At 43.8% G+C, this 23223-nt stretch carries 24 protein-coding genes; 14 read left to right on the top strand and 10 right to left on the bottom strand.

Going from position 1 to position 23223, the window contains the following annotated elements; translation table 11 throughout:
* The first annotated feature begins 30 nt into the window (after positions 1-30).
* The 3 genes from BR06_RS0110270 to BR06_RS0110260 are packed head-to-tail and all read left to right on the top strand — an operon-like array spanning position 31 to position 2289.
* Complete coding sequence (locus BR06_RS0110270; protein WP_031482629.1) at positions 31-789, top strand: glycosyltransferase family 2 protein; 759 nt, start codon at positions 31-33, stop codon at positions 787-789.
* On the top strand, positions 786-1202 hold the full coding sequence (locus BR06_RS0110265; protein WP_031482627.1) for a sugar 3,4-ketoisomerase: 417 nt from the start codon (positions 786-788) through the stop codon (positions 1200-1202). Before BR06_RS0110270 ends, BR06_RS0110265 begins: the two co-directional genes overlap by 4 nt.
* Positions 1195-2289, top strand: a complete 1095-nt coding sequence (locus BR06_RS0110260) for a DegT/DnrJ/EryC1/StrS family aminotransferase (RefSeq protein ID WP_031482625.1) — start codon at positions 1195-1197, stop codon at positions 2287-2289. Before BR06_RS0110265 ends, BR06_RS0110260 begins: the two co-directional genes overlap by 8 nt.
* 145 nt (positions 2290-2434) lie before the next feature.
* On the opposite strand, the gene BR06_RS0110255 is transcribed toward BR06_RS0110260, so the two are convergent.
* The 10 genes from BR06_RS0110255 to BR06_RS0110210 all read right to left on the bottom strand — a co-directional run bounded on the left by BR06_RS0110255 (position 2435) and on the right by BR06_RS0110210 (position 9759).
* Positions 2435-3010 (bottom strand): class I SAM-dependent methyltransferase, encoded by a 576-nt coding sequence (locus tag BR06_RS0110255; RefSeq protein WP_031482623.1) that lies wholly within the window; start codon positions 3008-3010, stop codon positions 2435-2437.
* Positions 3011-3046: 36 nt separating this feature from the next.
* On the bottom strand, positions 3047-3781 hold the full coding sequence (locus BR06_RS0110250; protein ID WP_031482621.1) for a hypothetical protein: 735 nt from the start codon (positions 3779-3781) through the stop codon (positions 3047-3049).
* Between the two features lie 9 nt (positions 3782-3790).
* The gene (locus BR06_RS0110245) at positions 3791-4288 is read right to left on the bottom strand and encodes a hypothetical protein (RefSeq protein ID WP_031482618.1); all 498 of its coding nucleotides are present in this window, start codon (positions 4286-4288) and stop codon (positions 3791-3793) included.
* A gap of 63 nt (positions 4289-4351) precedes the next feature.
* On the bottom strand, positions 4352-5467 hold the full coding sequence (locus BR06_RS0110240; RefSeq protein WP_031482616.1) for a hypothetical protein: 1116 nt from the start codon (positions 5465-5467) through the stop codon (positions 4352-4354).
* An 85-nt stretch (positions 5468-5552) separates the two neighbouring features.
* On the bottom strand, positions 5553-6497 hold the full coding sequence (locus BR06_RS0110235; RefSeq protein WP_031482615.1) for a type II secretion system minor pseudopilin: 945 nt from the start codon (positions 6495-6497) through the stop codon (positions 5553-5555).
* Positions 6484-7071 (bottom strand): PulJ/GspJ family protein, encoded by a 588-nt coding sequence (locus BR06_RS0110230; protein WP_031482613.1) that lies wholly within the window; start codon positions 7069-7071, stop codon positions 6484-6486. Before BR06_RS0110230 ends, BR06_RS0110235 begins: the two co-directional genes overlap by 14 nt.
* A complete protein-coding gene (locus tag BR06_RS0110225; RefSeq protein WP_031482611.1) occupies positions 7068-7433 on the bottom strand; it encodes a type II secretion system protein in 366 nt (121 codons plus the stop codon). Before BR06_RS0110225 ends, BR06_RS0110230 begins: the two co-directional genes overlap by 4 nt.
* 1 nt (position 7434) lies before the next feature.
* Positions 7435-7863 (bottom strand): type II secretion system protein, encoded by a 429-nt coding sequence (locus BR06_RS0110220; protein WP_031482609.1) that lies wholly within the window; start codon positions 7861-7863, stop codon positions 7435-7437.
* A gap of 23 nt (positions 7864-7886) precedes the next feature.
* Positions 7887-8348, bottom strand: coding sequence for a type II secretion system major pseudopilin GspG (gene gspG, locus BR06_RS0110215; protein WP_031482607.1), 462 nt, complete (start codon positions 8346-8348; stop codon positions 7887-7889).
* 34 nt (positions 8349-8382) lie between these two features.
* The gene (locus BR06_RS0110210; RefSeq protein ID WP_031482606.1) at positions 8383-9759 is read right to left on the bottom strand and encodes a WD40 repeat domain-containing protein; all 1377 of its coding nucleotides are present in this window, start codon (positions 9757-9759) and stop codon (positions 8383-8385) included.
* A 254-nt stretch (positions 9760-10013) separates the two neighbouring features.
* Between BR06_RS0110210 and BR06_RS0110205 the strand changes: the two genes are divergently transcribed.
* The 11 genes from BR06_RS0110205 (at position 10014) to BR06_RS0110155 (ending at position 23121) form a co-directional block, all read left to right on the top strand.
* Positions 10014-11291 (top strand): ATP-binding protein, encoded by a 1278-nt coding sequence (locus tag BR06_RS0110205; protein ID WP_031482604.1) that lies wholly within the window; start codon positions 10014-10016, stop codon positions 11289-11291.
* Complete coding sequence (locus tag BR06_RS0110200; RefSeq protein WP_031482601.1) at positions 11288-12226, top strand: response regulator; 939 nt, start codon at positions 11288-11290, stop codon at positions 12224-12226. The genes BR06_RS0110205 and BR06_RS0110200 overlap by 4 nt, the downstream gene beginning before the upstream one ends.
* 67 nt (positions 12227-12293) lie before the next feature.
* Complete coding sequence (locus tag BR06_RS0110195; protein WP_031482600.1) at positions 12294-13070, top strand: type II secretory pathway component PulC-like protein; 777 nt, start codon at positions 12294-12296, stop codon at positions 13068-13070.
* 14 nt (positions 13071-13084) lie between these two features.
* Positions 13085-14296 carry a type II secretion system F family protein gene (locus BR06_RS0110190; protein ID WP_031482598.1) on the top strand — a complete coding sequence of 404 codons (1212 nt, stop codon included), beginning with the start codon at positions 13085-13087 and terminating at the stop codon, positions 14294-14296.
* Positions 14297-14308: 12 nt separating this feature from the next.
* A complete protein-coding gene (locus tag BR06_RS0110185) occupies positions 14309-15310 on the top strand; it encodes a KpsF/GutQ family sugar-phosphate isomerase (RefSeq protein ID WP_031482596.1) in 1002 nt (333 codons plus the stop codon).
* Between the two features lie 6 nt (positions 15311-15316).
* On the top strand, positions 15317-17278 hold the full coding sequence (asnB, locus tag BR06_RS0110180) for an asparagine synthase (glutamine-hydrolyzing) (RefSeq protein WP_031482595.1): 1962 nt from the start codon (positions 15317-15319) through the stop codon (positions 17276-17278).
* A gap of 119 nt (positions 17279-17397) precedes the next feature.
* Positions 17398-18507, top strand: a complete 1110-nt coding sequence (locus tag BR06_RS0110175; RefSeq protein ID WP_031482593.1) for a glycosyltransferase family 4 protein — start codon at positions 17398-17400, stop codon at positions 18505-18507.
* Between the two features lie 3 nt (positions 18508-18510).
* The gene (locus BR06_RS0110170) at positions 18511-19113 is read left to right on the top strand and encodes a sugar transferase (RefSeq protein ID WP_031482591.1); all 603 of its coding nucleotides are present in this window, start codon (positions 18511-18513) and stop codon (positions 19111-19113) included.
* 237 nt (positions 19114-19350) lie between these two features.
* Entirely contained in the window at positions 19351-19980 is a 630-nt protein-coding gene (locus BR06_RS0110165) for an acetyltransferase (RefSeq protein WP_051677003.1), read from the top strand.
* Between the two features lie 126 nt (positions 19981-20106).
* Positions 20107-21249: a DegT/DnrJ/EryC1/StrS family aminotransferase gene (locus tag BR06_RS0110160; RefSeq protein WP_031482587.1), complete on the top strand. Its 1143-nt coding sequence runs from the start codon at positions 20107-20109 to the stop codon at positions 21247-21249.
* Positions 21250-23121, top strand: a complete 1872-nt coding sequence (locus BR06_RS0110155) for a polysaccharide biosynthesis protein (RefSeq protein ID WP_031482585.1) — start codon at positions 21250-21252, stop codon at positions 23119-23121.
* Positions 23122-23223: the final 102 nt, after the last annotated feature.

Raw genomic sequence — 23223 nt, 5'->3', positions numbered from 1 at the left:
TTCAATACTACCCGCTAATAAAAGGCTGAAATGACCAGCATCACAGGATTAGTCCTTACATATAACGGCGAAAGACTGCTAGATGAAACTCTTGCAAGCCTATCTTTCTGCTCTGAAATTCTACTCATAGACTCAGGTTCATCTGACGCTACTCTTGATATCGCTAAAAAGCACAATGCCAGAGTTATTCATAACGATTGGAATGGCGCAATTGATCAGCATAAGTTCGCAGTAAAACAGATCAAAACACCATGGGTTGTTACAATCGATCAGGATGAAATAATTTCTCCTGAACTTAAAGATAACATTCTAAAGAACCTCGAAAATCCTCCCAAGGATTTAGACGGGTTCTATTGCCCTCGTAAATCATGGTATTTCAATCGATTCATACTCCATAGTGGATGGTATCCAGACAAGCTTTTCCGCATCTACAAGCCCGAAGGGATCAGCATAGGCGGCATCAGACCTCACGAGGAACTTCGCCCGAAAACAAAAGCTGGAAACCTTAAAGGTGATATAATTCATTACCCTTATGAGAATTTTAAACAACATCTTGAAAAAATTAATTACTACACTCAAGATGCTGCTGAAGATCTGTACTCACGTGGCAAAAGAGGCTCTCTCGGTAGTGCGATAAGCCATGGAATAGGTAAATTTTTCAAACAATATATACTTCAGCAGGGCTTTCTAGACGGCCGGGCAGGGTTCATAATAGCTGTGCACGGCTTCTTTTACACCTTTCAAAAATATATCCGGCTTGCTGAACTGGAACCGAAGGATAAAAAATGATTAATGAAGACAAGCCGCACCTTATAGATCTTCCGAAAATCGAAGATAATCGCGGCAACCTGACTTTCATTGAAAACAGCCGCCATATTCCTTTTGATATCAAAAGAGTTTATTACCTCTATGACGTCCCAGGTGGAGAATCACGCGGCGGACATGCTCATAAAGAATTAAGACAATACATCATTGCCGCATCAGGTAGCTTTGATGTAGTATTAGATGACGGAAAAAATAAAACAACATTTTCACTGAATCGCTCATACTATGGACTCTATGTTCCAAAGATGACTTGGCGTGAACTGGAAAATTTTTCGTCCGGCTCTGTATGTCTCGTCCTAGCATCGGAATATTACGATCCGGCAGATTATTACTACACCTATGAAGACTTCATAAAGGCGGTAAAAATTAATGACTAAAATCAAATTTCTCGATGTAGGCTGGACCTACACAACTCTTGCATCCAGCTTAGATGTTGCCGCAAAAAGAGTTCTTGAGTCAGGTTGGTACATCCTCGGTGCTGAAGTAAAAGCATTCGAAAAAGAATTCGCTACTTATACAGGAGCCAACCACTGTATAGGAACAGGAAACGGACTGGATTCCTTAGAGCTGGCCCTGCGAGCCGCTGGAATTGGACCGGGTGACGATGTTCTGGTCCCCTCAAATACGTACATTGCAACGTGGCTTGCCGTAACTCGCACAGGGGCAAATATTGTCCCAGTGGAACCTATTGAAGCCACCTACAACATGAATCCTGCCAATCTTGAGCAGGCCATGACTAAAAATACTAAAGCAATCATTCCAGTTCATCTTTACGGACAACCCGCAGATATGGACCCGATAATGGCTTTTGCCGAAGCAAACTCCCTATTTGTTCTAACAGACGCAGCACAAGCGCATGGTTCCTTATACAAAGGAAGAATGAGCGGTACCTTAGGACACGCCGCGGCTTTCAGTTTTTACCCAGGTAAAAACCTAGGGGCTTTCGGAGACGGCGGAGCAATCACTGCTACCGATGAAACCATCGCGGAGAAAATTCGCACTATTGGAAATTACGGTTCATCAGAAAAGTATGTCCACGACTCCTTAGGATTCAACAGCAGACTGGATGAAATGCAGGCAGCCTTCCTCCGAATCAAGCTTGAAATACTCGATGATTGGAACTGGCGCAGAAGAAATATAGCGGACATTTACCTCAAAGGATTAAAAGATACCCCGCTAGTTTTACCCGTTGTAGAAGAATGGGCACAGCCAGTATGGCATCTATTTGTAGTCCGCTGCGAAGGTAGGGAAGGGTTAATCACTCACCTAAAAGAAAGCGGCATCGAGACGGGCATTCACTACCCAACACCGCCTCATAAGCAAGGTGCATATAGACATATGTCGCACCTTTCACTGCCAATTAGTGAAGCAATTCACCGCGAAGTAGTCTCACTACCAATCGGCCCTCACATGACAGCAGAACAAGCCGAGTACGTAGTAAACACCATCAAAGAATTCTACTAAACGAAATCCCAAATTTACAAAAAAAGGTCCGGTAGAGACAATCTCTACCGGACCTTTCTCATTGGAATTTTTATCAAAACCTTATCACTTAACGTTGGCATTCATACCCCTAAGAGCAAAGATTCTGCCCGCCGGTGACAAAAAACTACTTAATCTTAGTCAAAAACAAAAGGCGAATAGGATACCCAGGCTTATTAGTCATTTCACTCTGAATAACACGCACGGAATGATAATCAAGCGTGCTGCAAAAATGGCGAACCGCAACATCTTCTTCATCCCCGCCGGGGTGGCCTGCATAAATTGCAATGCAAACAAGTCCGCCGACAGCAAGAAGATCAAGCGAATATTTAAGAGCCTCGACGGTAGTGGAGGCTTTGGTTATAACGCTCTTATCACTGCCGGGCAAAAATCCGAGATTGAACACGACAACGCTTACCGTGCCATGCAATTCTGGAGGAATGATCTTGAGCATATTTTCGTGCCCGGTCTGAAATAACGTCCAGTTATCGGGCAAACATTCTTCTTCTAACTTCTCGCGCGTCTGCTCAATAGCATCGAGCTGTATGTCAAAACCGAAAACTCTACCCTCACTGCCAACCTGCTGAGCAAGAAAAACAGTATCATAACCATTACCAACAGTGGCATCGATAGCAATACAACCGGGTTCAAGAACCTCAAGAAGCACGCATTTCGCATAAGAAAGTATATTATTAAGAATCATAGTATCTCTTTGGCAAGAAGTGAAAGAGAATGAAAATTAGAAATTCAAATATTTAGACAAATTACCGGATTTGGTGAACTGGCGCTCAGTATTCCCGAATGTGGCACTACCGCTGATCATATAAGTAGAATCTCGCAAATTGTTCCAATTCAGAGTCGCAGATCCTTTCGCATTGGCAGGTATTGGCATTCCACTACTAAATGAATTTAGCTGAAATTGGTTTCCCGAAAGAACAGCATTAACACTAACATCTTCTGCAATAAGTCCACCTGGAATTTCAACTTGATCGGACCTGAGAACAATACTTCCAGACTTCGGTGGCGCCCCCCATTCAGGGAAACTCACATCAGAAGTAATTTTAACCTTACCGCCCAGCCCGTCCATCTTCATAATTCTTGCGAGATCAATACCGCCACTCAAAGTAAGTGCCTTAGATTTAAAAACCTTAACTGAAAGAACAGGACCAGTTTTAACCCTTACTTCTAGTAAAGGAGAAAAACCGGCGTACACTCCAAGCTGAGGAATAGTTATGATCTGCCCCTTATTGGTGGTGACATAAACATTAGTCACTTCAAAAGAAAGCGGTCCGGCGCTGACAAAATCTCCCCACTGAATAGTCGCAGCGGAAACTTTGGCATCAACCATTTTAAAGACCTGAGACCATACAACTTCCCATGGTAAAAACAAAAAAGCACCAAGAATCAATCCGCCCATGAACAGAAAGAAGCGGCTTAAAACTTTTTTAATAGAAAATTTGGGTATGAATTTCATATGGCTGGCCTACCTGACAAGGATAATCTGCACATCTGCCAAATCTGGCGTGTCCAGCCTGTGGTTGATTGTAATAGTGGAAACCCTCAACCCGCCGCGCACATTAAAATCACGCATTAAGTATACAATTTCCGGAAGATTCAACGCTTCAAGAATGACCTGAACCCCTTCCCCTGCGTTACTGCCGGCCTGAAGCGGACGGAGAGATGTAAGTCTGGTATCAAGCCCAAGGTCGCGAATAACCTGCTGAGCCGCAGTCATAGGTTCGCGGTCAACAAGAGCTCCACGTGATGCTTCTCCAGCTTTAAGCTGCTCAACTAAAGGTAAAGTCTTACTGTAGTTATGTTTGCTTTGCAGAGCAACGCGTCCAGCACTAAGCTGACTTTCATGTAAACCGGACCATATCATAAAAAGCACAAGCGCCCACGCCGCGACAAGAGCCGCAAAGAAGAGTTTTTGCTTTTCAACAGGCCAATCCTGCCAGATAAAAAATCTTTCCAGTTCCATAAAAATCTACCTTTTAAACACTATTCAAAAAATATAAATTCAAACCTTGCGAAGCAGCTTCAACTAGCGATTATACTCAGCTCTCAAACTAAAAATAATCCCATCCGGAGCGTTCGTGGCCTGCTCCAAAACAAAGTTAAAGGCTACACTCGTAGCAAGTTTCTCCATCATGGTATCAAGGTCATCATAAGAACTGACTTTACCGCGAATATTCCCGGAATCTGCTCCCAGATTAAAGCTTTCAATCGCTATTCCCACAGGAGAACTATCACTCACAAAAGAAAGTAAACCAAGAACATCAACGCCCTTGCTTCCGCCGCCACTTTTCAATTGATCCAGCTTGAAAAGGATCTTCCCATATGGATCTGACCCCGGCGCAGGTCCAAGTGCGGCAACATATACTTCTTTTAATTTTGTGCGCCACGAAGCAGCAGCATCCTGACTTACCCCCCAACGATGATACTGGCCGATTATAAAAAACAATCCAATCAAAGTAGCTAAAATAGCTGAAATTAAATAAGGCTTAAATTCAATAGAAACACTCTTGTCTGCTACTGAACTTGTGCCTGAAAGCAAATTAAGCCTAGACCATTTGATTTTTTTATCTGTGAAAACTTTACAGGCCATCTCAAGATTTATATCTTCGGGATTACCCTCAAGCCCCAGCCTGTCATAGCGATTACTGAATTCACCTTCGCCCCCACTAAAATAAGTGAGGTCATCACCAGAGGCCAAAATCTGCATCCCATCCTGCCCTTTCCAGCTCCAAACCGATAACCCTTCGGCTACAGCGGCTCGCCAGCAAACAGTAAAAGCAGAAGTAAGCACAGTTGCCCTGCCCAAAACTTCTCTGTGGGTGTCCAAAAATCTATCAAGAAGATCGTGGGAAGTATAACCGAGAACGGCTCCGCCGGAAGGGCGTAGCACTTTAAAACCAAAATCTTGTTCTGGAAAAGAATAGTTCATCTGCATAAGGGTTGCAGACTTCGCGTGGCGAGACTTATTCACCCCTTTCGGTTTAAAGAAAAAGAAAAGATGATCAGGCAACAGCGCAACCACCGGATATTTGTTTTTAGGATCAGGGCCTTCCGACTCGGAAAGCTTGTTACCATCAAACAACATCCACTGATGTTCTTGCTCTGAAAAAGTGAGTATATATACTAATTTTATTGCGGCCATCTATGGCTCTGTCCTATACCTGTAAGCAAGCGGTTTGTCTATTTATCGAAAAAGATAATGAATTTTGCCAAGCGATCACTTATTGTTAGCTTTCAGGAAAAGTTACCGATATATCACTTTGAAAAATCAACTTCGACAACTGTGTTTGAAAAGTTTCCGGCCTAGCGATGATATATCTTTTTACTACCCTGCAACCAGTCACCTCCGCCGTAACTATAACCTCAAAATAACTTGATCTGACCGTTAACAGGGAGAGCATCTCTCTGTAAATATCAGAATCAGCCTCTATCCCTGCCACAGTTAGGACCTGACTCAAATCCGTAAATCCCCGAGTATTGCGCCAGTGAAGAATGCTACTAATTTTGCGTCCGAGTTCCGGGAAATATGCGAGTAGAATTTCCTTTGAAGCGAAATTAATATTGACGTTCTCATCACCCCACACAGTAAAAGTAGCATCCACCCATTGCCTGTCTAAATCCTTCCAACCACTCACAAGCAAAATCTCTTCAGGTGCTTGTAGGTAGTTATGTGGAGGAGCGTAAGATGGGAATTGTGATGCGTAGTAAAGCATATCCATTTTCTCTAAAACAGCGCTATCGGACTTACCAACCCATCCCCCCAGACTACCAAGCAACCTAGGAACATCAGCACCGCCAGGAAGAAGAGATCGCATTATAGATAAAACTTTCGCATTATCATTTAGGTCCGCGAGCTTATTTAGATTTATTTTGGAATTACAAGGGCGCACCACATATGACACATTGTCATCTTCCCACAGGCCAGCCCATTCTTCCATCGGGGTGTCTGAAAAAGGAGTATTATCGTTGCGAATTTTTTCAAAAACCAAATATAAGATTTCTTCAGCAATAAAATGAGCATCATATTCGCTACGCATCCTACTGGCTTCAACTGCTCCGCGAGTACTAACTTCAATAGTCATAAGAGTCAGTCCCGAAAGGGCCATAAAAATAACCAAAACGAGGACTAGAACTACACCTTTAGAATTATCTCTATTCTTATTCAAAAGCATACGGAATCCTCTCAACAATCAAAGTGCGCTGCCCATCTTCAAACACCAAATTTAACCTTATGGCTTTTATTACGGAGTCCAAATTAAGAGGCCTGTTTTCCAATTGAAGAGCAGAAATCCAAGTACCATCTCTTCCGTCCAAAATCTCTAACGTCCAAGAAGAAACTCCACGCATCAATTGAAATGAACTTGCATATGACAATTTATCAGAGTCTTCATGTCGGCGAATCATGTTTCCTGATAAATCCCAAAAAACATTCACAGGAACAGCTCCGTCTTCAAGAGAGTTATTACTTGTAACTAACTTAAATCCATCTTCCCTCATCTCCAGAATTCCACCTATAACCCTATTTTGCAAATCTCTATGAAGTATACGCCTCAGCGTAAACATGCGAGATGACAATCCAACATTACTGCGTACGACTTCATTATTTGTTATGGATTGCCCAAGAACCATGGCAACCATACTCATGAGCAAGCCAGACAGAATTAGCCCAACCAGCACTTCAATCAGTGAAAATCCACCTTCCCGTAAAGAATGGCTGTTTTTATTAATGAAAGAAGAGGATATCATCGGTTATTAAAATTCCTGTGAGAAACGCGGTACACCTTCCACGACATCGTATACTCTCCGCTTCGTGCTTCTATTAAATAATTCCCAATACCGGTAGAAGAAATGGTTTCTAGGCTCACTCTAAAATCTCCCTGAGGCGGGCCTGACCATGGAATCCAGCCAGAAGAAAAAACTGTCAGTCCATCAGGGTATTTATGAGCGAGAATGTCCTGAGAAATATTTAACACATCCCATGAATCTTTAGACATTTGCGCCATAAGGGCGCTTTGACGCTGCACACCAAGAAAGGATATGGACAGAGTTGCTGCGATAGTCAACGCGACTATGATTTCTATTAGTGAAAACCCATTTTTATCCGGCAAGCTAAATCTCCAAAAAACGTACAGAGAGTGGATCCAAGCTAAAAGTAACACCGCCTTCTAACACGAGCCGAACCTCGTCACTAAACCCTTCAGGGTAAATAGAAAAGTCCACCCCTTCTCCGTCAAGAGGTTCTTCATTCAAATGCCCACTAAGCACCTTGCCCGGAAGAGATACTTTCTCCTCTCCCCACTGTAAAAATCCTTCTTCAAAATCAATATAGAGTGTCTGTTTTGAATCAGTATCTACAGCCCTATTACGAGCCTTATAGACAAACGAATTAACCTGAACCAAGGCGTCTTCTTCCCCGTCTCCAGCAAGATCAAGATTGGGCATGAGCGTAAACCAGCCCATGCCCACTATGATAAGCACGATCAATAACTCGATAAATGTCATGCCGCTAGAGCGGCTTCGCTTTGAATGCTTAGGCATTACGGAACCCTGAGAACTAGGATCTATTCCCAACTGTTGATATCGGCATCGTAATCTTCGCCGCCTTCCATTCCATCTGCGCCAAGAGAAATAATCTCAAAATCTCGATCATCTTCGCCCGGACTTCTGTAAATATAATCATAACCCCAAGGATCAACTGGCGCTACGGTAGAATCAAGATATCCACCTTTGCGGTAATTACGAGGAACTGGGCGTGTATCAGGCTTTTCAATCAAAGCTTTAAGACCCTGCTCAGTGGAAGGATATCTTCCGGTATCAAGCTTATAAAGCTTTAAAGCAGAGCCTAAAGCCTTCATATCCATCTGAGCTTTAGTAACTCTAGCGTCGTTTGGTCTATCCATAATTTTAGGAACAAGCATGGATGCCAAAAGACCAAGAATAACGATTACGATCATAAGTTCGATAAGACTGAACCCGCGCTGAGCTTTTTTGCTCTCCAAAATTCTATTTTCCCTTTTTTCCATTTTCGCCTCTGCTAATATTTTGAAATTGAATCTATTAATTAATATCCCTAATATCTATTTTCCCGACTTCAAGCGGCTCCCACTTAAGCGGAGACTGGCCGGAAAGACCTAAACGGCGAGGAAGCATACCGCGTGATTTGAAATAATCATCGGGGCGCGTTACTTTATCCCACCACAAAAAATATCCCTTACTTGGTATGAACCGACAATACAACCGTTGAAATTCACGCTGTGCGATGGGTTCTGCAAGAACAAATGGGCGTCCTCTTTCTGAAAAAGTAAAGTCTCTGCCAATAGTAACTTTTTTCCAATCAGCTAAATCCTGAACTCCTTCAAGAGGCTCTCCGGTAACGGATGAATAATATCTCATCTCACCATCAATGTCATTCACCCGGTAAGCTTTGGCTGATGCAGACCTAAAAACTTCAATAGAAACAGGGTTAAAAAACACCTTGCGGGACAATCTCTTGCGCGGTGAACGGTATGAAACAACACCATTTTTTAAGTAAAAATTATTAATATTTTCATGATAGGCCGAGCGTCTACGCTGTCCGACATCCCAGCGGAACCTGTCTCCAGATTCCGTGGTCATATCGAGATATGGTCCGTCCGCCTTAACAAATTCAAAAGGACCACCCTGAATTTTGTTATTAAAAATTTTCGTCCTCTTTAAAGGAGACCACATGTTAAGATCACCAGTAACATCAACTGCCATTAAAAGTCCCTCTTCATCTGAAAAGGAAAGCATCAGCGGCTCATGCATAAACCTGAAAATCTGATTAAATGGCCCAGAAGGAGGTCCAACCCAGAGCCTGCGGGCGTTATCAATCATGGCAAGCCACGATCCTTTCGGAGAAATAGAAAATTTTTCAATAGTACTGTTTACATCTGCGGCCACAACTCTGGAGCAAGTATCAACCCTGAATACTTCAACAAAAGCATTATTGCCCGAAGTCGCAGCGAGAATAGAAGATTTTGGAAACCACGAAATACCAGTTACAGGATCAGATGCAGTTTGCACAGCGGAGCAACCAGACCCACCATAAATACGGATTAACCCATTTTGATGACCCGAAGCGAGAACATCTCCCTTTTGAACAAGGTTAGTAACGTGCTCATCGAGGTGCACAATTTCGTTACTTTCACTAAGCTGCACATAATAACTTCTAGTCATATCATCAGGAGGACGATTGTAAATACTGTCCAAAGACGAATACTGCTGCTCGGCTGAGTATTGGACAAGCTCAGTAAGAGTTACAGGACGTTTTCCTGCAAGTTGAGTCACATCGAGGTTATCATCGGCAATCAACAGAGGCTCGCCTGTATCAAGAGACCCATTGCCTGTTCCCGAGCAACTTGAAAAAAGACCTGCGAAGACCACTAACAAACATAAATAAAAAACTTTTTTCATATTAAACCACCAGTCCTTTGATTCTATTTTAAGACAGCAAATGAAGCGACCTCTACATAACTAAGTATTTCAAATCAATCTAATATACCTGAAATTGCCTAATCTGCTTAAGCCTAGGCGCTTGATAATGTTTCTAAGATAGTGAATATAAATGTCAAGCTAGATCTAAAATTCCTTACTTGCTCATAAGGCAGTATTACGGCAAAAGAACCCATCAGGTTTACTAAAAAAAAGGATAACCTCAGGCTGTTCACATGAGAAGTAAAAAAAACAAATTCGAAATAAAGAGCAAACAAAGTCTGTCAGGCCGCATCATAGAGCTAAGCACTTTGTTGTTTGGTTCTATGAAAAGCGGAAGTTGGCGACTACCTGTTCTGTCTGTTTTTTATATTTTCGCTTATATTTTTTTCGACATGATGGTGGACAGTCCAATTCGCCACTATATTTTCTGCATCGTTTTGGTTGTCTCATCCCTTTACTTCTCGTGGCGCATCGGCGGCAGAGAAACAATGACATATGTAGGCTTTTTTAATATCTTTTTTGCTTTTATATTTTCGCGCCTGCTTTACATGACAGGCAGTTTCTCATCAAAATTATTTTTAAGCCGTTCTTTTATGATACTGTATGTCGTAGCCATCATCTTTATGTTCATCATGACCAAAAGGAAATCTCCGGCAGACACAGAAAAACGTAATCGCGAAAAATCGATTCGAAATGAGCAGCAAAAAAGAAGACAACTTGAACTCATGGTCGCCACAGAAAAATTAACCGGCGATATGATTGTGCAAGCTAATATGGTAAAAGATGAATTGATGGTACTCCAGAATTCATGGAAATCACAAATTCATACCATCATAAATGATTTGCCAAAAGTAAAAGAACGTGAACTTTACAACCAAATCGTAACTCCCTTCGAAGAGAGTATAGTTGAACATTTAAGAGGTCTTGAAAACAGACTGTCCTTTAAGCCGCAACTAATTGAATTAGATGAATTGGCAAAAGAACTCGAAAAGAAACTAGACGAGGATAAAAAACATTTTCAAAAAAGACTTGATGCAAGCTTTGATTTTAAAGGGTGGGATGGCAGGGTAGAAGAAATTTTTATAGACAGGTATAAAACATGGGAAATCCTGCTTAACCTTTTCAGGAATAGTCAAACCGCCATGGAACTACGGCAAATAGAGCTGCTTAGACAAGGTAGTGCTGAATTCAAAACGTATGTCCCCCGTATTGCCATTATCGCTGATATAGATGGCAAAAATGCAAGAATAAGAATTCTGGACACAGGCGGAGGCGTACCGGACGATAGCCTGCAAGATCTTTTCAAAAGAGCGGTCCCTTCGGCAAAGAGGCAGGGGAAAGCGATGGGACAGGGCACTATGTTTGTTAAGTTTTTTGGAGATAATATGGGATTTAATATTTCGGTTTTAAACACTGAAGAGTTAGGCTCTAAAGGGCTTGAAGTGTGTATACTTATACCTCTCGGAACCTTTGGCCCAGCAGGGGCTATCCCCGCAGGAGAAACAGCATGACCCCGGTTCAGGAAAAACTCTTTTTCGTATTAGCGGATGATGACCCACGCTTACACGAATACACGGTATCCATTTTGAAAGAGTCTGGAATGCTCGAAAAACATGAATCATTTTATGATCCAGTATCTTTTCTGGCCTTCTTAAAAGAATCCGAAGATGAACCTGACGTCATCCTCCTAGACGTTCATTTCGAAGGATCGGGCTTAAGCGGAGTTGATATACTCCCCTTCATCCGCGAAGAATATCCATACATTCCCGTAATTCTATTAACTGGAATGGACGCAGAGGCAACAGATGAAGCGCAATCTGATGTTTTCACATATTTCATCCCTAAGCCGGTAACTGAAGTCCACCTCACAAGCATGCTTCACTTTTACCTTGGAAAAAGTAAAAAAAGTGCTGAAACAATCAATACTCTTATCGATGAGATGGAAGAAGTTAAGGGATACCATCATCTTCTAGAGCAAGAAGTTGAAGAACTTCAGGATGAACAGCGCAGGCTTGAACAGCTTACCAGAGAAGACAAAACAGGCAGCAGCACCAAAGGATTTGAAAAAGTATCCGAGATTCTCGAATCTCTATTGACCAAAAGTCAGCCGATGCCCAGCTTTGTTGCCGATCTTGAAAAAGTATACTCGACCCAGTTCAAGCTTTTCAAGAAAGTCATCGAAACTCTAATCCGTTTTGATGTTCAAGACTCAGCTACCCCCGGCATGAACATCCACAAAGTTAAAGGCACTCAAAACGTATTTAGTGCAAGACTGTCACGGAAGGTGCGTCTCTTCTATTATAACTCAGCCAAAAGCGTAAGAAAAAAACTAATAAGATTAGACATTTACCACGACACCAAGGGTATGGACAAGTGGATTAAAAACAACTACCATTCCTATGCTGAAACAGATGATCAATACGAAAACTCAATAAAACGGTCTTAACCTATTTAATTCAATAGAATTAATTCATTAAATTTAAGATAAGATAATAGTAGGATATCCACTAAATATGGAGTTTAAAGTTACAAAATTTCCGGCATGGATATGGCCGCTGACTTTCGGGTTAGCTGTTGCATACCTTGTCGCGTCATATATTCCGTTGCCGACCCCAACCGCTCCTATTCTCGGAGAATCTTTCACATCTTCTGCAGCAGACAGGATTGCAAAAGAATCAGCTATTATTCTTGAACGCAATATCTTGGGACTCGATAACCCTGCTGAAATTCAGAAAAAAGCGACTGTAACACCTACCACATGGGCTCTTGTCGGTATCATAACTGGAGAAGTGGACATGGCGGTCTTTAGAATTAAAGACGAAACAATTATACTGCGTGAAGGAGATGAACACGAAGGCTGGACTCTTGATGAAATCAAGCCTCAATATGTTCTCTGGAAATTTGGACGCGAAGAAAAGAAAGTTGCTATGTGGGACCAAGTTCAAGCCCTAAAGCTTGTCAGAGGCAAAACCAATAAACTCGTCATAGATAAAGCAGAAGCGTCTGCAGTTCTTGAAGATCCTAACGCATTCCTCAGTCAGGCTCTCTTTAAACCAAACAGCAAAAACGGTAAAACACAAGGTTTCCGCATCACGAATATCAAGCAAAATTCACTGCTCCGCAAACTGGGTCTTGTAAACGGTGATGTTCTTATGCGCGTCAACGGTGAAATGATCACCGGCCCGACCAAACTACTTCAAGTTTACGGTTCAATGGCCGGAGCTTCAGCAATCTACATCGATGTAGAACGCAAGGGCCAAATTCTCTCACTAGTTGTCGAACTCAAGTAGGAATATAAGCAGGAATGCCAACTTACCAATATAGAGCCGTAACGAACGAAGGTAAAAAAAAGAAAGGATTTGTTGAGGCTTCCTCACAATCCAAAGCTTTTGCGACCTTGCAAAGCAAGGGGCTCATGCCCTTGCGTCTTGAGCAGGTTAAATCCACTCAAAAAGAACCTTCTGCTACCAAATCTCTGGCTTCGTCACTTACAATGGGTGGCAAAATCAGGCTTGGCGAATCATTTTACTACTTAGGAATTTTACTGCAAAGCGGGACCGCCCTTGCGCAAGCATTAGATATGATGTCCCGTATGACCTCCGGTTTTGCCAGCCGCATATGGATGGAAATCAGAGACGCGGTTCAGTCCGGTGAAAGTTTCTCGTCTTGTCTGGACAAATATCCAAAACTATTTCCGCCTGTATATGTCGGGATGGTGCAAGTTGCAGAATCTGTAGGTAAACTCGGCGATGTTCTCGAAAACATTGCCAAATACGAAGAAGAGCGTGCTGAGGTCAGCGGCAGACTTATGACCGCCATGGTTTATCCGTGCGTAATTCTTATGATTGGTCTTGGCGCGGTATACTTTCTTCTTTCCGAAGTTCTGCCAAAAATTACTGGCATATTCCAAGCCTCGAAAGGTGAACTTCCAACCTCTACGAAGATTGTCGTGGCGCTTGGAAATACGGTCGGTGACCTTGGTATTATGGCCCTCATTATTCCGGCAGCTATCATTTTCGCCTTTATAAGTGCGTATAAATCTCTCCCTAAATTCCAAGAAAAAATTGACTCCATACTTTGGAAACTACCGCTCGTCCAAAAAAGTACCCTCGCCCGTTTTTCTGGTATTTTAGGATTTCAGCTTGATGCAGGAATACCCCTTGTTCAGGGAATGGAAAGTTCTGCCAAAGCGGTAAAATCATCTTTCTTCAAAAAGAAAATAGCTGAGGCAAAAGAAGAAGTTGCTACAGGACGTACTCTCAGCGCAGTCTTTGCCGAACAGAAAATTTATCCGGACATTTACATCCTCACCCTTACAGCAGGGCAGAAATCAGGCCAGCTTGGTAAGTTTCTACAACGCATGGGAACCATTTTTGAGCGCGATGTAGATAACTTCATGAAACGTGTCGTTGCGCTAGCTGAGCCTATGCTGCTCTTATTTATCGGTATGCTCGTCGCTTTTATCGTTGTCGCAATTATGGGTCCAATCTTCGACCTGACGACCCTCGTAAAATAGGAATTTTGAATAATGACGGATAAACAACTGTCTGATTTCATTGAGCGAGGCCGCGAGGTTCTCGCAATTGAAGAAAAAGGGCTTGCGTCCATCAGAGAAAATTTAAGCCTAGGCTTTGCAAAAGCTGTCGAAATGCTGGCAGGTTGCAAAGGACGCGTAATCATCACCGGACTGGGCAAATCTGGGCTTGTGGGCCGCAAAATAGCCGCCACCATGTCCAGCACCGGCACTCCATCCTTTTTTCTGCATCCTGTTGAAGCCGCGCATGGCGATTTAGGAATGGTCCGCGCTGATGATGTAGTCATAGCTATATCCAACAGCGGCGAAACTGATGAACTAAACTCTCTGCTTCCGGCAATTCGCTCCTTCAATACAAAGATCATTTCCATCACCGCAAACAGTGATTCCACAATGGGCTCACTTTCTGACGTTGTGATCGAAGCAAAAGTGCCATGCGAAGCCTGTTCTCACGGGCTAGCTCCTACGGCCAGCACCACCGCAGCATTGGCTTTAGGCGATGCTCTTGCTGTCTGTCTTATGGATCACAAAGATTTCGACAGCATCGATTTCAAAAAATTTCATCCCGGCGGAACTCTCGGACGCAGGCTGACCTTATGCATCAGTGAGCTTATGCACACTGACAACATACCTTCCGCGCCAGAGAACAACCCGCTTTCAGAAGCTCTGAACCTCCTTGACCAAGGTAAGCTCGGACTTGTTGCCCTCACCTCAAACGAAGGCAAGCTATCTGGTGTAATCACCGACGGAGATGTTCGCAGGCTGATCTGTTCTGACAAGTTAGATATTTCCGCCCCCGCTTCGAACGTTATGGCTATAAACCCTTTGCGGGTTACGCCTGATATGTCTGCAGCACAGGCCCTTGATTTAATGGAAGCCAAACAAATTACCGTTCTTCCCGTTGTCGGTGAAGACGGTAAAGTTTCCGGCATGATCCATCTCCATGATCTGCTTGGTAAAGGCAGACTCAAATTCGCGGAAACTACAAGAGGGTAACCCTGCATGTGCGGTATCGCCGGACTTATTGATTTTTCCAAAAGCACCAATTCTGATCAGCTAAGACAAATAGCCAAGAACATGGGCTTTGCCCAAAGCACAAGAGGGCCAGACGGTTCAGGCCAATGGGCCGACCCGGAATCAGGCATAGGCCTTGATCATCGGCGCCTTGCTATCATTGACCTTACGGAAGAAGGCGTTCAGCCAATGACCAGCCGTTCCGGTAGATTTGTCACGTCCTACAACGGCGAGATATATAATTATCAAGACCTGCGTGCCGAGCTTGAAAAAACAACGGAATTTCAAGGTTGGAGAGGCCATTCCGATACCGAAGTGATGCTTGAAGCCATCGAGCAATGGGGATTTGAAAAAGCCCTTAAATCCTTCAGTGGAATGTTCGCCATTGCCCTATGGGATCGCGACGAGAAAAAGCTGTTTCTAGCACGTGACCGCATGGGGGAAAAGCCGCTCTATTATTCCACGCAAAACAATAAATTCCTATTCGGATCCGAGCTAAAAGCTCTCATGGCATGCGAAAATTTTGAAAGGAAAGTAGACCGCAACTCGCTATCTTCATACCTGCGCTATCATTACGTTCCCGCGCCGCGTACAATTTTTAAAAACGTCTATTGCCTCATGCCCGGCACATGGCTGAGCGTTTCCCAAGATGGAACAGTTTCAGATCCCGCTGAATACTGGTCACTACTCGACTCTGCACGCGAAGCAGAAAGTAAAATTTTCACTGCGCCCGATTCCGCAATAATCGAAACCCTCGAAGACCTGCTCCTAAAAGTGGTTGAAAGAGAGATGATCTCTGACGTTCCGCTTGGCGCATTTCTCTCCGGCGGAATAGATTCATCATTAATAGTTGCACTAATGCAACAGTGCGCACTCGCTCCCGTAAAGACCTTCACCATCGGGTTTGACGACGAAGCATACAACGAAGCCAATGACGCAAAACTAGTTGCCCAACACATTGGAACCGAGCACACCGAGCTATACGTTTCGCCTAAAGACGCGCTTGAAATAATCCCTTCTATCCCACAAATATGGGATCAACCTTTCTCTGATGCTTCGCAAATTCCAACGCATCTAGTCTCGCGCATGACTCGCGATCACGTAACAGTCGCCCTATCAGGAGATGGAGGAGATGAACTTTTCGCGGGGTACAATCGCCATTTCAGAGGCTGTTCATTATGGAAGCATCTCGAGCGCATTCCAATTTCCTTACGTTCCATCGCCGCCAAAGCAATTCTCGGCATAACTCCCGCAGATCTAGATGAAATAGTCGATGTGCTTAAGCCTATCATCCCCAAAAAACTGCACATGAGATTGCCCGGCCAGAAATTACACAAACTAGCTAATGTCATGGATGCAGATTCCGCATCAGAATATTACTCCGCACTCACATCAAACTGGCTGAATCCTGAAACAATCGTAATGAGCGGCAGAGAAACCGTCAGCCCGTTCCAGAATTATTCAAGACAACCAAGTACCAAAAATCTGACCGCCTGGATGCAGTTCATGGACGCAGCAACCTATCTGCCTGACGATATCATGACCAAGGTAGATCGTGCGGCTATGGCTGTAAGTCTCGAAACCCGTGCACCGTTCCTCGATCACGAAATAGTAGAATTTTCACAGCGCCTACCCATGCATCTTAGAACGCAGAATGGGCAAGGCAAGCACGCGCTTCGCGAAATCCTATACAAGCACGTACCCAAGAATCTCATAGAACGTCCAAAAATGGGATTTGGTATACCGATAGGCGACTGGCTGCGCGGACCTCTCCGCGAATGGGCCGAAGAGTTGTTATCGCCCGAAAGAATCGCAGATGATGGGTATTTCAACGGGCGAACTGTACAAAAAGCATGGCGTGAACATCTGAGCGGGACCAAAGATAACCAGTACAGAATCTGGAATATTTTAGTGTTTCAATCATGGATGGATCACTGGGATATATCGTAGGGGGGGGATGCCTCCGGCGGCTTAAACCCTTTTGGGAAAAGGGTTTAGGAATCCCAAAACTTTTTAGTTGGGGTTGGACTGAATTTTCAAATAAATGCCAGTATATTAAAGAGATATTTATGAAAGTTGCTGTTATTGGTGGGTATGGTCCATCGCTTATAAATTTCCGAGGCTCCATGCTTTGCGCCATGAAGGATGCAGGGCATGAGGTTTATGGTATTGCGCCTGCGGATAGTCCCGATGTTCCGGCTCGACTTGCCGCCATGGGTATTAAGTATGTTCCCGCCCCTATTCGACGGACTGGAATGAACCCTGTGCGTGATTTGACTACGATTTATTCTCTATTCAAAATTTTGCGTGATATTAAGCCTGATGCAGTTCTTTCGTACACCATTAAGCCTGTAATTTACGGTTCTCTCGCGGCCAAGATGGCTGGCGTTCCCTCTATTTTTTCTATGATCACAGGGCTTGGATATGCTTTCGGTGAAACCAGCGGCAAGCGCGCGATATTGTTTCAGCTAGTTAAGAACATGTACCGCTGTGGACTCGCCACAAATAACTGCGTAATGTTTCAAAATCCTGATGACCGAAATCTTTTTATTGAGCTTGGCATAATTGGGCGTAACAAAAAAAATGTTATTACAAATGGTTCAGGCGTTGACCTCGACCATTTCTGCACCATGCCCATTAAGCGCGATGCACCTGTCTTTTTATGTATTTCGCGATTGCTAAAAGAAAAAGGCGTACGCGAATTTGCTCAGGCTTCGATGATCTTGAAGAAAAAGTATCCCGAAGCACAGTTCAGACTTGTAGGACCGCATGACCCGGGACCTGACTCCATTAGTGAAAAGGTCATTGAAGAATGGAAAGCCGCCGGAGTCGATTGCGTCGGCCCTGTAGATGACGTGCGTGATGAACTTGAAAACTGCTCAGTATATGTACTACCATCTTACAGAGAAGGAACTCCACGTTCCGTACTGGAAGCCATGTCCACTGGTAGAGCAATAGTCACAACAGATACCCCCGGTTGCCGCGAAACTGTTATTGACGGTGAAAATGGCTTCATGGTTCCGGTTAAGGATGTTCCAGCCCTAAAAAGAGCCATGGAAAAGTTTATAACTTCGCCTAAGCTTATCCGCGCAATGGGCGGAAAAAGTTGTGATTTAGCCGCACATAAATATGATGTTAATAAGGTCAATACGACCATAATGAATGCAATGGGACTTTAATATATGACACTTAAAAGAGCTTTCGACCTAGCAGTGGCAATCCCCGCCCTCATAATATTTTTCCCGATTTTAGTGATTGTAGCTGTCGCTATTCACCGTAAAATGGGCGGCGGCATTTTCTTTTTACAAAGAAGACCCGGCATGCACGGTAAACCGTTCAATATCCTAAAGTTCAAGACCATGTCTGACGCTAAAGATGAGAATGGCAACCTACTTCCTGACTCCGAAAGGCTAACCAGACTAGGCCGCTTTCTACGTTCATCCTCCCTTGATGAGCTGCCTGAACTGGTAAACGTAATTTTCGACGACATGTCACTAGTAGGGCCGCGCCCCTTACTTATGCAATACCTTGGGCGCTACAATCCAGAACAAGCCCGCAGACATGACATACTACCCGGCATAACAGGGTGGGCGCAGGTAAATGGACGTAACGCCATCTCATGGGATGATAAATTCAAGCTAGATGTCTGGTATGTAGACAACCATACCGTCCAACTCGATATCAAAATACTTTTCATGACCGTTGCACGAGTTTTCAAACGAGAAGGAATAAGCCAAGCCGGACACGCTACCGCTCGTGAATTTATGGGAAATGAGGATAAGTAGTATGCCTCCGGCGGCTCGAACCCTTTTGGAAAAAGGGTTCAAGGCTCCCAAAACTTTTTAATAGGTTTGTCTTTGGAGTAGCTCGGAATATTTTTGCTTTTTACATTAAGTACTGTTTTAATTGCTTACGAATTTAACTTTCTTAAAAGACCATAACTTTCTTAAATACTAAAAGTTTTGGGAGATCCTTAAGAACCTTTTTTCAAAAAGGCTCTTAAGCCGCCGGAGGCATATATAATGAAAAAAGTTATCATACTAGGTGCAGGTGGGCATGGTCAGGTTGTTGCTGATGCTCTTTTGTTGATGCCTGATGCTGACCCTGTTGCTTTCTTGGACGAGAATCCTGCGGTTATTGGTACGGATATTCTTGGTATTCCTGTTCCAGGCGGCAACTCTTCCTTGAACGATATAGAACATGACGGCGTTGTAATTGCGCTTGGTAATAATGGCCTTCGTAAGCGCATTTTTGCAGAACTTACCGAGGCGGGTGAGACTTTGTTTACGGTTATTCATCCATCGGCTGTCATTTCTCCTTCGGCGATAATTGGCGCAGGCTGCATGATATTGGCGGGCGCGGTTATTAATACTGGCGCTGAGATTAAAGATAATACGATCATCAATACGAATAGTACCATTGAGCATCATAATGTGATCGGCCCACATTCACACATTGCTCCGGGTTCTACTCTAGGCGGCGAAGTTACTGTTGGCGAAGAATCGATGGTCGGCATTGGTGCAACGGTTCTTCCGCGTGTAAAAATAGGTAATAAAGCAATGCTTGGGGCAGGATCAACTGCCAACCGTAAGATAGCAGATGGCGTGACTGCGGCTGGAATGCCTGCGAAAAAGCTAAAAATACAGCGATAGTAGTTATATTTAAACAATAATTTCAGACACTTTCAACAGACGCACCTCATACTATACTAAAACACTGAAATATAATATCAGACCCGTTGGTGGTTTTGAATTTTATACTAAAAAGGAAGCTTGAAATTGTCCGCAAGCAGTAATAATCGCATATATCTTTCCCCTCCTCACATGGGCGGAACCGAGCAGGATTTCGTCAAGCAGGCCTTTGACAGTAACTTTATTGCGCCTCTTGGGCCGCAAGTTAACGGATTTGAAGAAGATTTTTCTAAGCTGTCCGGCCTTGCACACTGTGCTGCCCTTTCGAGCGGAACTGCGGCCCTTCACCTTGCGCTCAGAATTCTGGATGTTCAGCCGAATGATGTGGTTCTTGCTTCATCGCTAACTTTTATTGGCAGCGTCAGCCCTGTTAAATTTCTTGGAGCAGAACCTTGCTTCATCGACGCTGACTATAAGTCATGGAATATGGACCCTGATCTGCTTGCCGAAGCTGTTGATTACTATATTTCCATTGGCAAAAAACCTAAAGCGGTGATTCCCACCGACTTGTATGGCCAATGCGCTGATTATGATCGCATTTTAGAAATTTTGGAACCGCACGGTATTCCTTTAATTGTCGATGCTGCTGAATCCGTGGGCGCGACTTATAAGGGTGAACATGCGGGAAAACGTGCGCTTATGGCGGCTTATTCCTTTAACGGCAATAAGATTATTACTACATCCGGCGGCGGTTTACTCGCGTCCGACAACGAAGAGTATATCGATCGTGCTCGTTGGCTATCTCAACAGGCAAAAGAACCACTCCCATATTATGAGCACAATGAACTCGGGTATAATTACCGCATGAGTAACGTTGTGGCAGCGATTGGACGCGGACAGCTCGAGGTTATCCAAGACAGAGTTACCCGCAAACGCGAAATTTTTGACTACTATAAAAATGAGCTTGAAGGATGCGCCGGAATTTCATTCATGCCCGAAGCAGAGTATGGCAAATGCAACCGTTGGCTTACTGTAATTTTGATCGATGAAGATACGTTTGGTGCTGATCCTGAACAAATCAGACTCAGACTTGAAGACGAAAATATTGAGTCCCGCCCTGTGTGGAAACCTATGCATATGCAACCTCTCTTTAAAGACTGCAAATCGTTCGGTGGCAAAGTAAGCGAAGACTTGTTCAAACGAGGCCTGTGTTTGCCTTGCGGAACAGCCATGACGCAAGTTGACCTCGACAGGGCAGTGGAAGCTATCAAAAAGTGCGGTAAACTATAGATGTTGCATAACCTACGTAATGCCAATTTCTACTTTATGGTCCTTTTGGACATGTTTATTTTCGCCGTTGCGTTTTACGGGGCGTACCTCTTCCGCTTTGATTTTGAGCTTCCTGCATACGCTTCCACCCAATTTTTAGAGATTTTAAAATATTCAGTCATAATCAAAGTTTCTGTATTTTTCGGACTTGGTTTATACAGAGGAATGTGGCGTTACACCGGGCTTCGTGACCTCTGGCATATCCTTGAGGCGACTTTTCTACAGTCACTGATCCTTGTGACTATCGTTCTTTATAAATTTGGCTTCGGTGGATTTTCTCGCGGAGTTTTCATCATAGACTGGATGCTTACCGTCTTCATGATTGGTGGTGTAAGAATCCTTATCCGCTCATTTTATTCATATCGTGAGGGAAATGGTTCTCATTATTCACAGGATTCATGTCCTGTCGACGGACACAACGCCCTAATCATAGGTGCTGGCCGGGCCGGAGAGAAAGTTGTTCGCGAAATAATGGGAAGTGGGCAACTAAGGTTTGCTCCGGTTGGCTTTATCGACAACGACCACACCAAACGCGGCAGAACTATCCACGGCATTCCTGTGCTGGGATCGCTTAGCGACCTGCCTAATATTATTGAAAATAAGTGCATAAATGAAATATTGATTGCTGTAGCAGAAGCCTCCGGTGAACAGATGCGCAATATAATTGATAGCTGCAAAGAGACGGGTCTACCTTACAAGATCCTACCCGGTATGGATGAGATTATTAACGGTAAAGTCGGCATCAAAGCTCTGCGCGATGTCAGCTATCAAGATCTTCTAGGTCGCTCGCCTGTTCAGCTCGATACAACACGCATTAATCAATACATCTCCGGCAAAACAGTGCTTGTCACAGGATGCGGAGGCTCTATCGGCTCTGAGCTGGTTAGACAAGTTGTGCGCTTTAAACCAGCCAAGCTTATTCTGGTTGATGCAAGTGAAGCCAATCTTTATTCCATTCAAATGGAACTGCATCACGAAATGAAATTTCATGAATATGTAACAGTGCTCGGCTCTGTTCAAAATTCAAGACTTCTTGATCGCACCTTTGGCGAACACAAACCGCAAACGGTCTTCCATGCTGCTGCTTACAAGCATGTTCCTATGGTAGAACGCAATCCGTGGCAGGCTGTTAACAACAACATACTGGGCACCAAAAATGTTATGACTGCGGCGGATAAACACGGCGTAGATAGATTCGTTATTGTTTCTACAGATAAAGCAGTCAGGCCGACGAACATCATGGGCGCTTCCAAACGAGTAACCGAACTGCTCATGCGTCTTTTCAATAACTCCAAGACTACATTTATGGCGGTCAGATTCGGTAACGTCGTGGGATCATCGGGCTCCGTTGTGCCACTTTTCCGTAGACAGATTGAAAAAGGCGGCCCGGTAACAGTTACTCATCCAAACGTAACTCGCTATTTCATGTCCATATCCGAAGCAGCTCAGCTTATTTTGCAAGCAGGAGTGATGGCTAAAGGCGGAGAAATATTCATCCTTGAAATGGGAATGCCTATAAAAATAGCCGACATGGCCCGTGACTTAATCAAACTTTCCGGAAAAGAACCTGACAAAGATATCGAAATCGTATTCACAGGGCTACGTGAAGGCGAGAAGCTATATGAAGAACTCATCACAGAGGGCGAAGACATCGTTCGCACTGAGCATGAAAAGATCATGGTTCTCAAGGCTGACGAACAGGATGTCGTAGCCTATACAACGGAATTAAGGTCTTTGCTTCAAAGTATGGGAGAAGCAGCCGACAACTTTGATGGAGATCAGGTTCGCGCGTTGCTCCATGATACCGTCGCTGAATTTGATGAAGAAGGTTAAAGGCTAAATGCTATTTAACTCACACATATTTATCCTGTTCTTCCTACCTCTGGTGTTTGCATTTTACTTTCTTCTGCGAGGATTTAAGCTACATTTTGCAGG

The organism is Maridesulfovibrio frigidus DSM 17176 (genome assembly GCF_000711735.1).
GTDB lineage: Bacteria > Desulfobacterota > Desulfovibrionia > Desulfovibrionales > Desulfovibrionaceae > Maridesulfovibrio > Maridesulfovibrio frigidus.
This window is presented reverse-complemented; position numbering and strand designations above follow the sequence as displayed.

Excerpts from the sequence above, each read along its gene's own strand:
- asnB (WP_031482595.1), top strand. The coding sequence starts at position 15,317 with ATGTGCGGTATCGCCGGACTTATTGATTTTTCCAAAAGCACCAATTCT.
- BR06_RS0110155 (WP_031482585.1), top strand. The coding sequence starts at position 21,250 with ATGTTGCATAACCTACGTAATGCCAATTTCTACTTTATGGTCCTTTTG.
- BR06_RS0110255 (WP_031482623.1), bottom strand. The coding sequence starts at position 3,010 with ATGATTCTTAATAATATACTTTCTTATGCGAAATGCGTGCTTCTTGAG.
- BR06_RS0110260 (WP_031482625.1), top strand. The coding sequence starts at position 1,195 with ATGACTAAAATCAAATTTCTCGATGTAGGCTGGACCTACACAACTCTT.
- BR06_RS0110165 (WP_051677003.1), top strand. The coding sequence starts at position 19,351 with ATGAAAAAAGTTATCATACTAGGTGCAGGTGGGCATGGTCAGGTTGTT.
- BR06_RS0110170 (WP_031482591.1), top strand. The coding sequence starts at position 18,511 with ATGACACTTAAAAGAGCTTTCGACCTAGCAGTGGCAATCCCCGCCCTC.
- BR06_RS0110230 (WP_031482613.1), bottom strand. The coding sequence starts at position 7,071 with ATGATATCCTCTTCTTTCATTAATAAAAACAGCCATTCTTTACGGGAA.
- BR06_RS0110195 (WP_031482600.1), top strand. The coding sequence starts at position 12,294 with ATGGAGTTTAAAGTTACAAAATTTCCGGCATGGATATGGCCGCTGACT.
- BR06_RS0110235 (WP_031482615.1), bottom strand. The coding sequence starts at position 6,497 with ATGCTTTTGAATAAGAATAGAGATAATTCTAAAGGTGTAGTTCTAGTC.
- BR06_RS0110185 (WP_031482596.1), top strand. The coding sequence starts at position 14,309 with ATGACGGATAAACAACTGTCTGATTTCATTGAGCGAGGCCGCGAGGTT.
- BR06_RS0110210 (WP_031482606.1), bottom strand. The coding sequence starts at position 9,759 with ATGAAAAAAGTTTTTTATTTATGTTTGTTAGTGGTCTTCGCAGGTCTT.
- BR06_RS0110245 (WP_031482618.1), bottom strand. The coding sequence starts at position 4,288 with ATGGAACTGGAAAGATTTTTTATCTGGCAGGATTGGCCTGTTGAAAAG.
- BR06_RS0110190 (WP_031482598.1), top strand. The coding sequence starts at position 13,085 with ATGCCAACTTACCAATATAGAGCCGTAACGAACGAAGGTAAAAAAAAG.
- BR06_RS0110240 (WP_031482616.1), bottom strand. The coding sequence starts at position 5,467 with ATGGCCGCAATAAAATTAGTATATATACTCACTTTTTCAGAGCAAGAA.
- gspG (WP_031482607.1), bottom strand. The coding sequence starts at position 8,348 with ATGGAAAAAAGGGAAAATAGAATTTTGGAGAGCAAAAAAGCTCAGCGC.
- BR06_RS0110270 (WP_031482629.1), top strand. The coding sequence starts at position 31 with ATGACCAGCATCACAGGATTAGTCCTTACATATAACGGCGAAAGACTG.
- BR06_RS0110205 (WP_031482604.1), top strand. The coding sequence starts at position 10,014 with ATGAGAAGTAAAAAAAACAAATTCGAAATAAAGAGCAAACAAAGTCTG.
- BR06_RS0110220 (WP_031482609.1), bottom strand. The coding sequence starts at position 7,863 with ATGCCTAAGCATTCAAAGCGAAGCCGCTCTAGCGGCATGACATTTATC.
- BR06_RS0110250 (WP_031482621.1), bottom strand. The coding sequence starts at position 3,781 with ATGAAATTCATACCCAAATTTTCTATTAAAAAAGTTTTAAGCCGCTTC.
- BR06_RS0110175 (WP_031482593.1), top strand. The coding sequence starts at position 17,398 with ATGAAAGTTGCTGTTATTGGTGGGTATGGTCCATCGCTTATAAATTTC.
- BR06_RS0110265 (WP_031482627.1), top strand. The coding sequence starts at position 786 with ATGATTAATGAAGACAAGCCGCACCTTATAGATCTTCCGAAAATCGAA.
- BR06_RS0110200 (WP_031482601.1), top strand. The coding sequence starts at position 11,288 with ATGACCCCGGTTCAGGAAAAACTCTTTTTCGTATTAGCGGATGATGAC.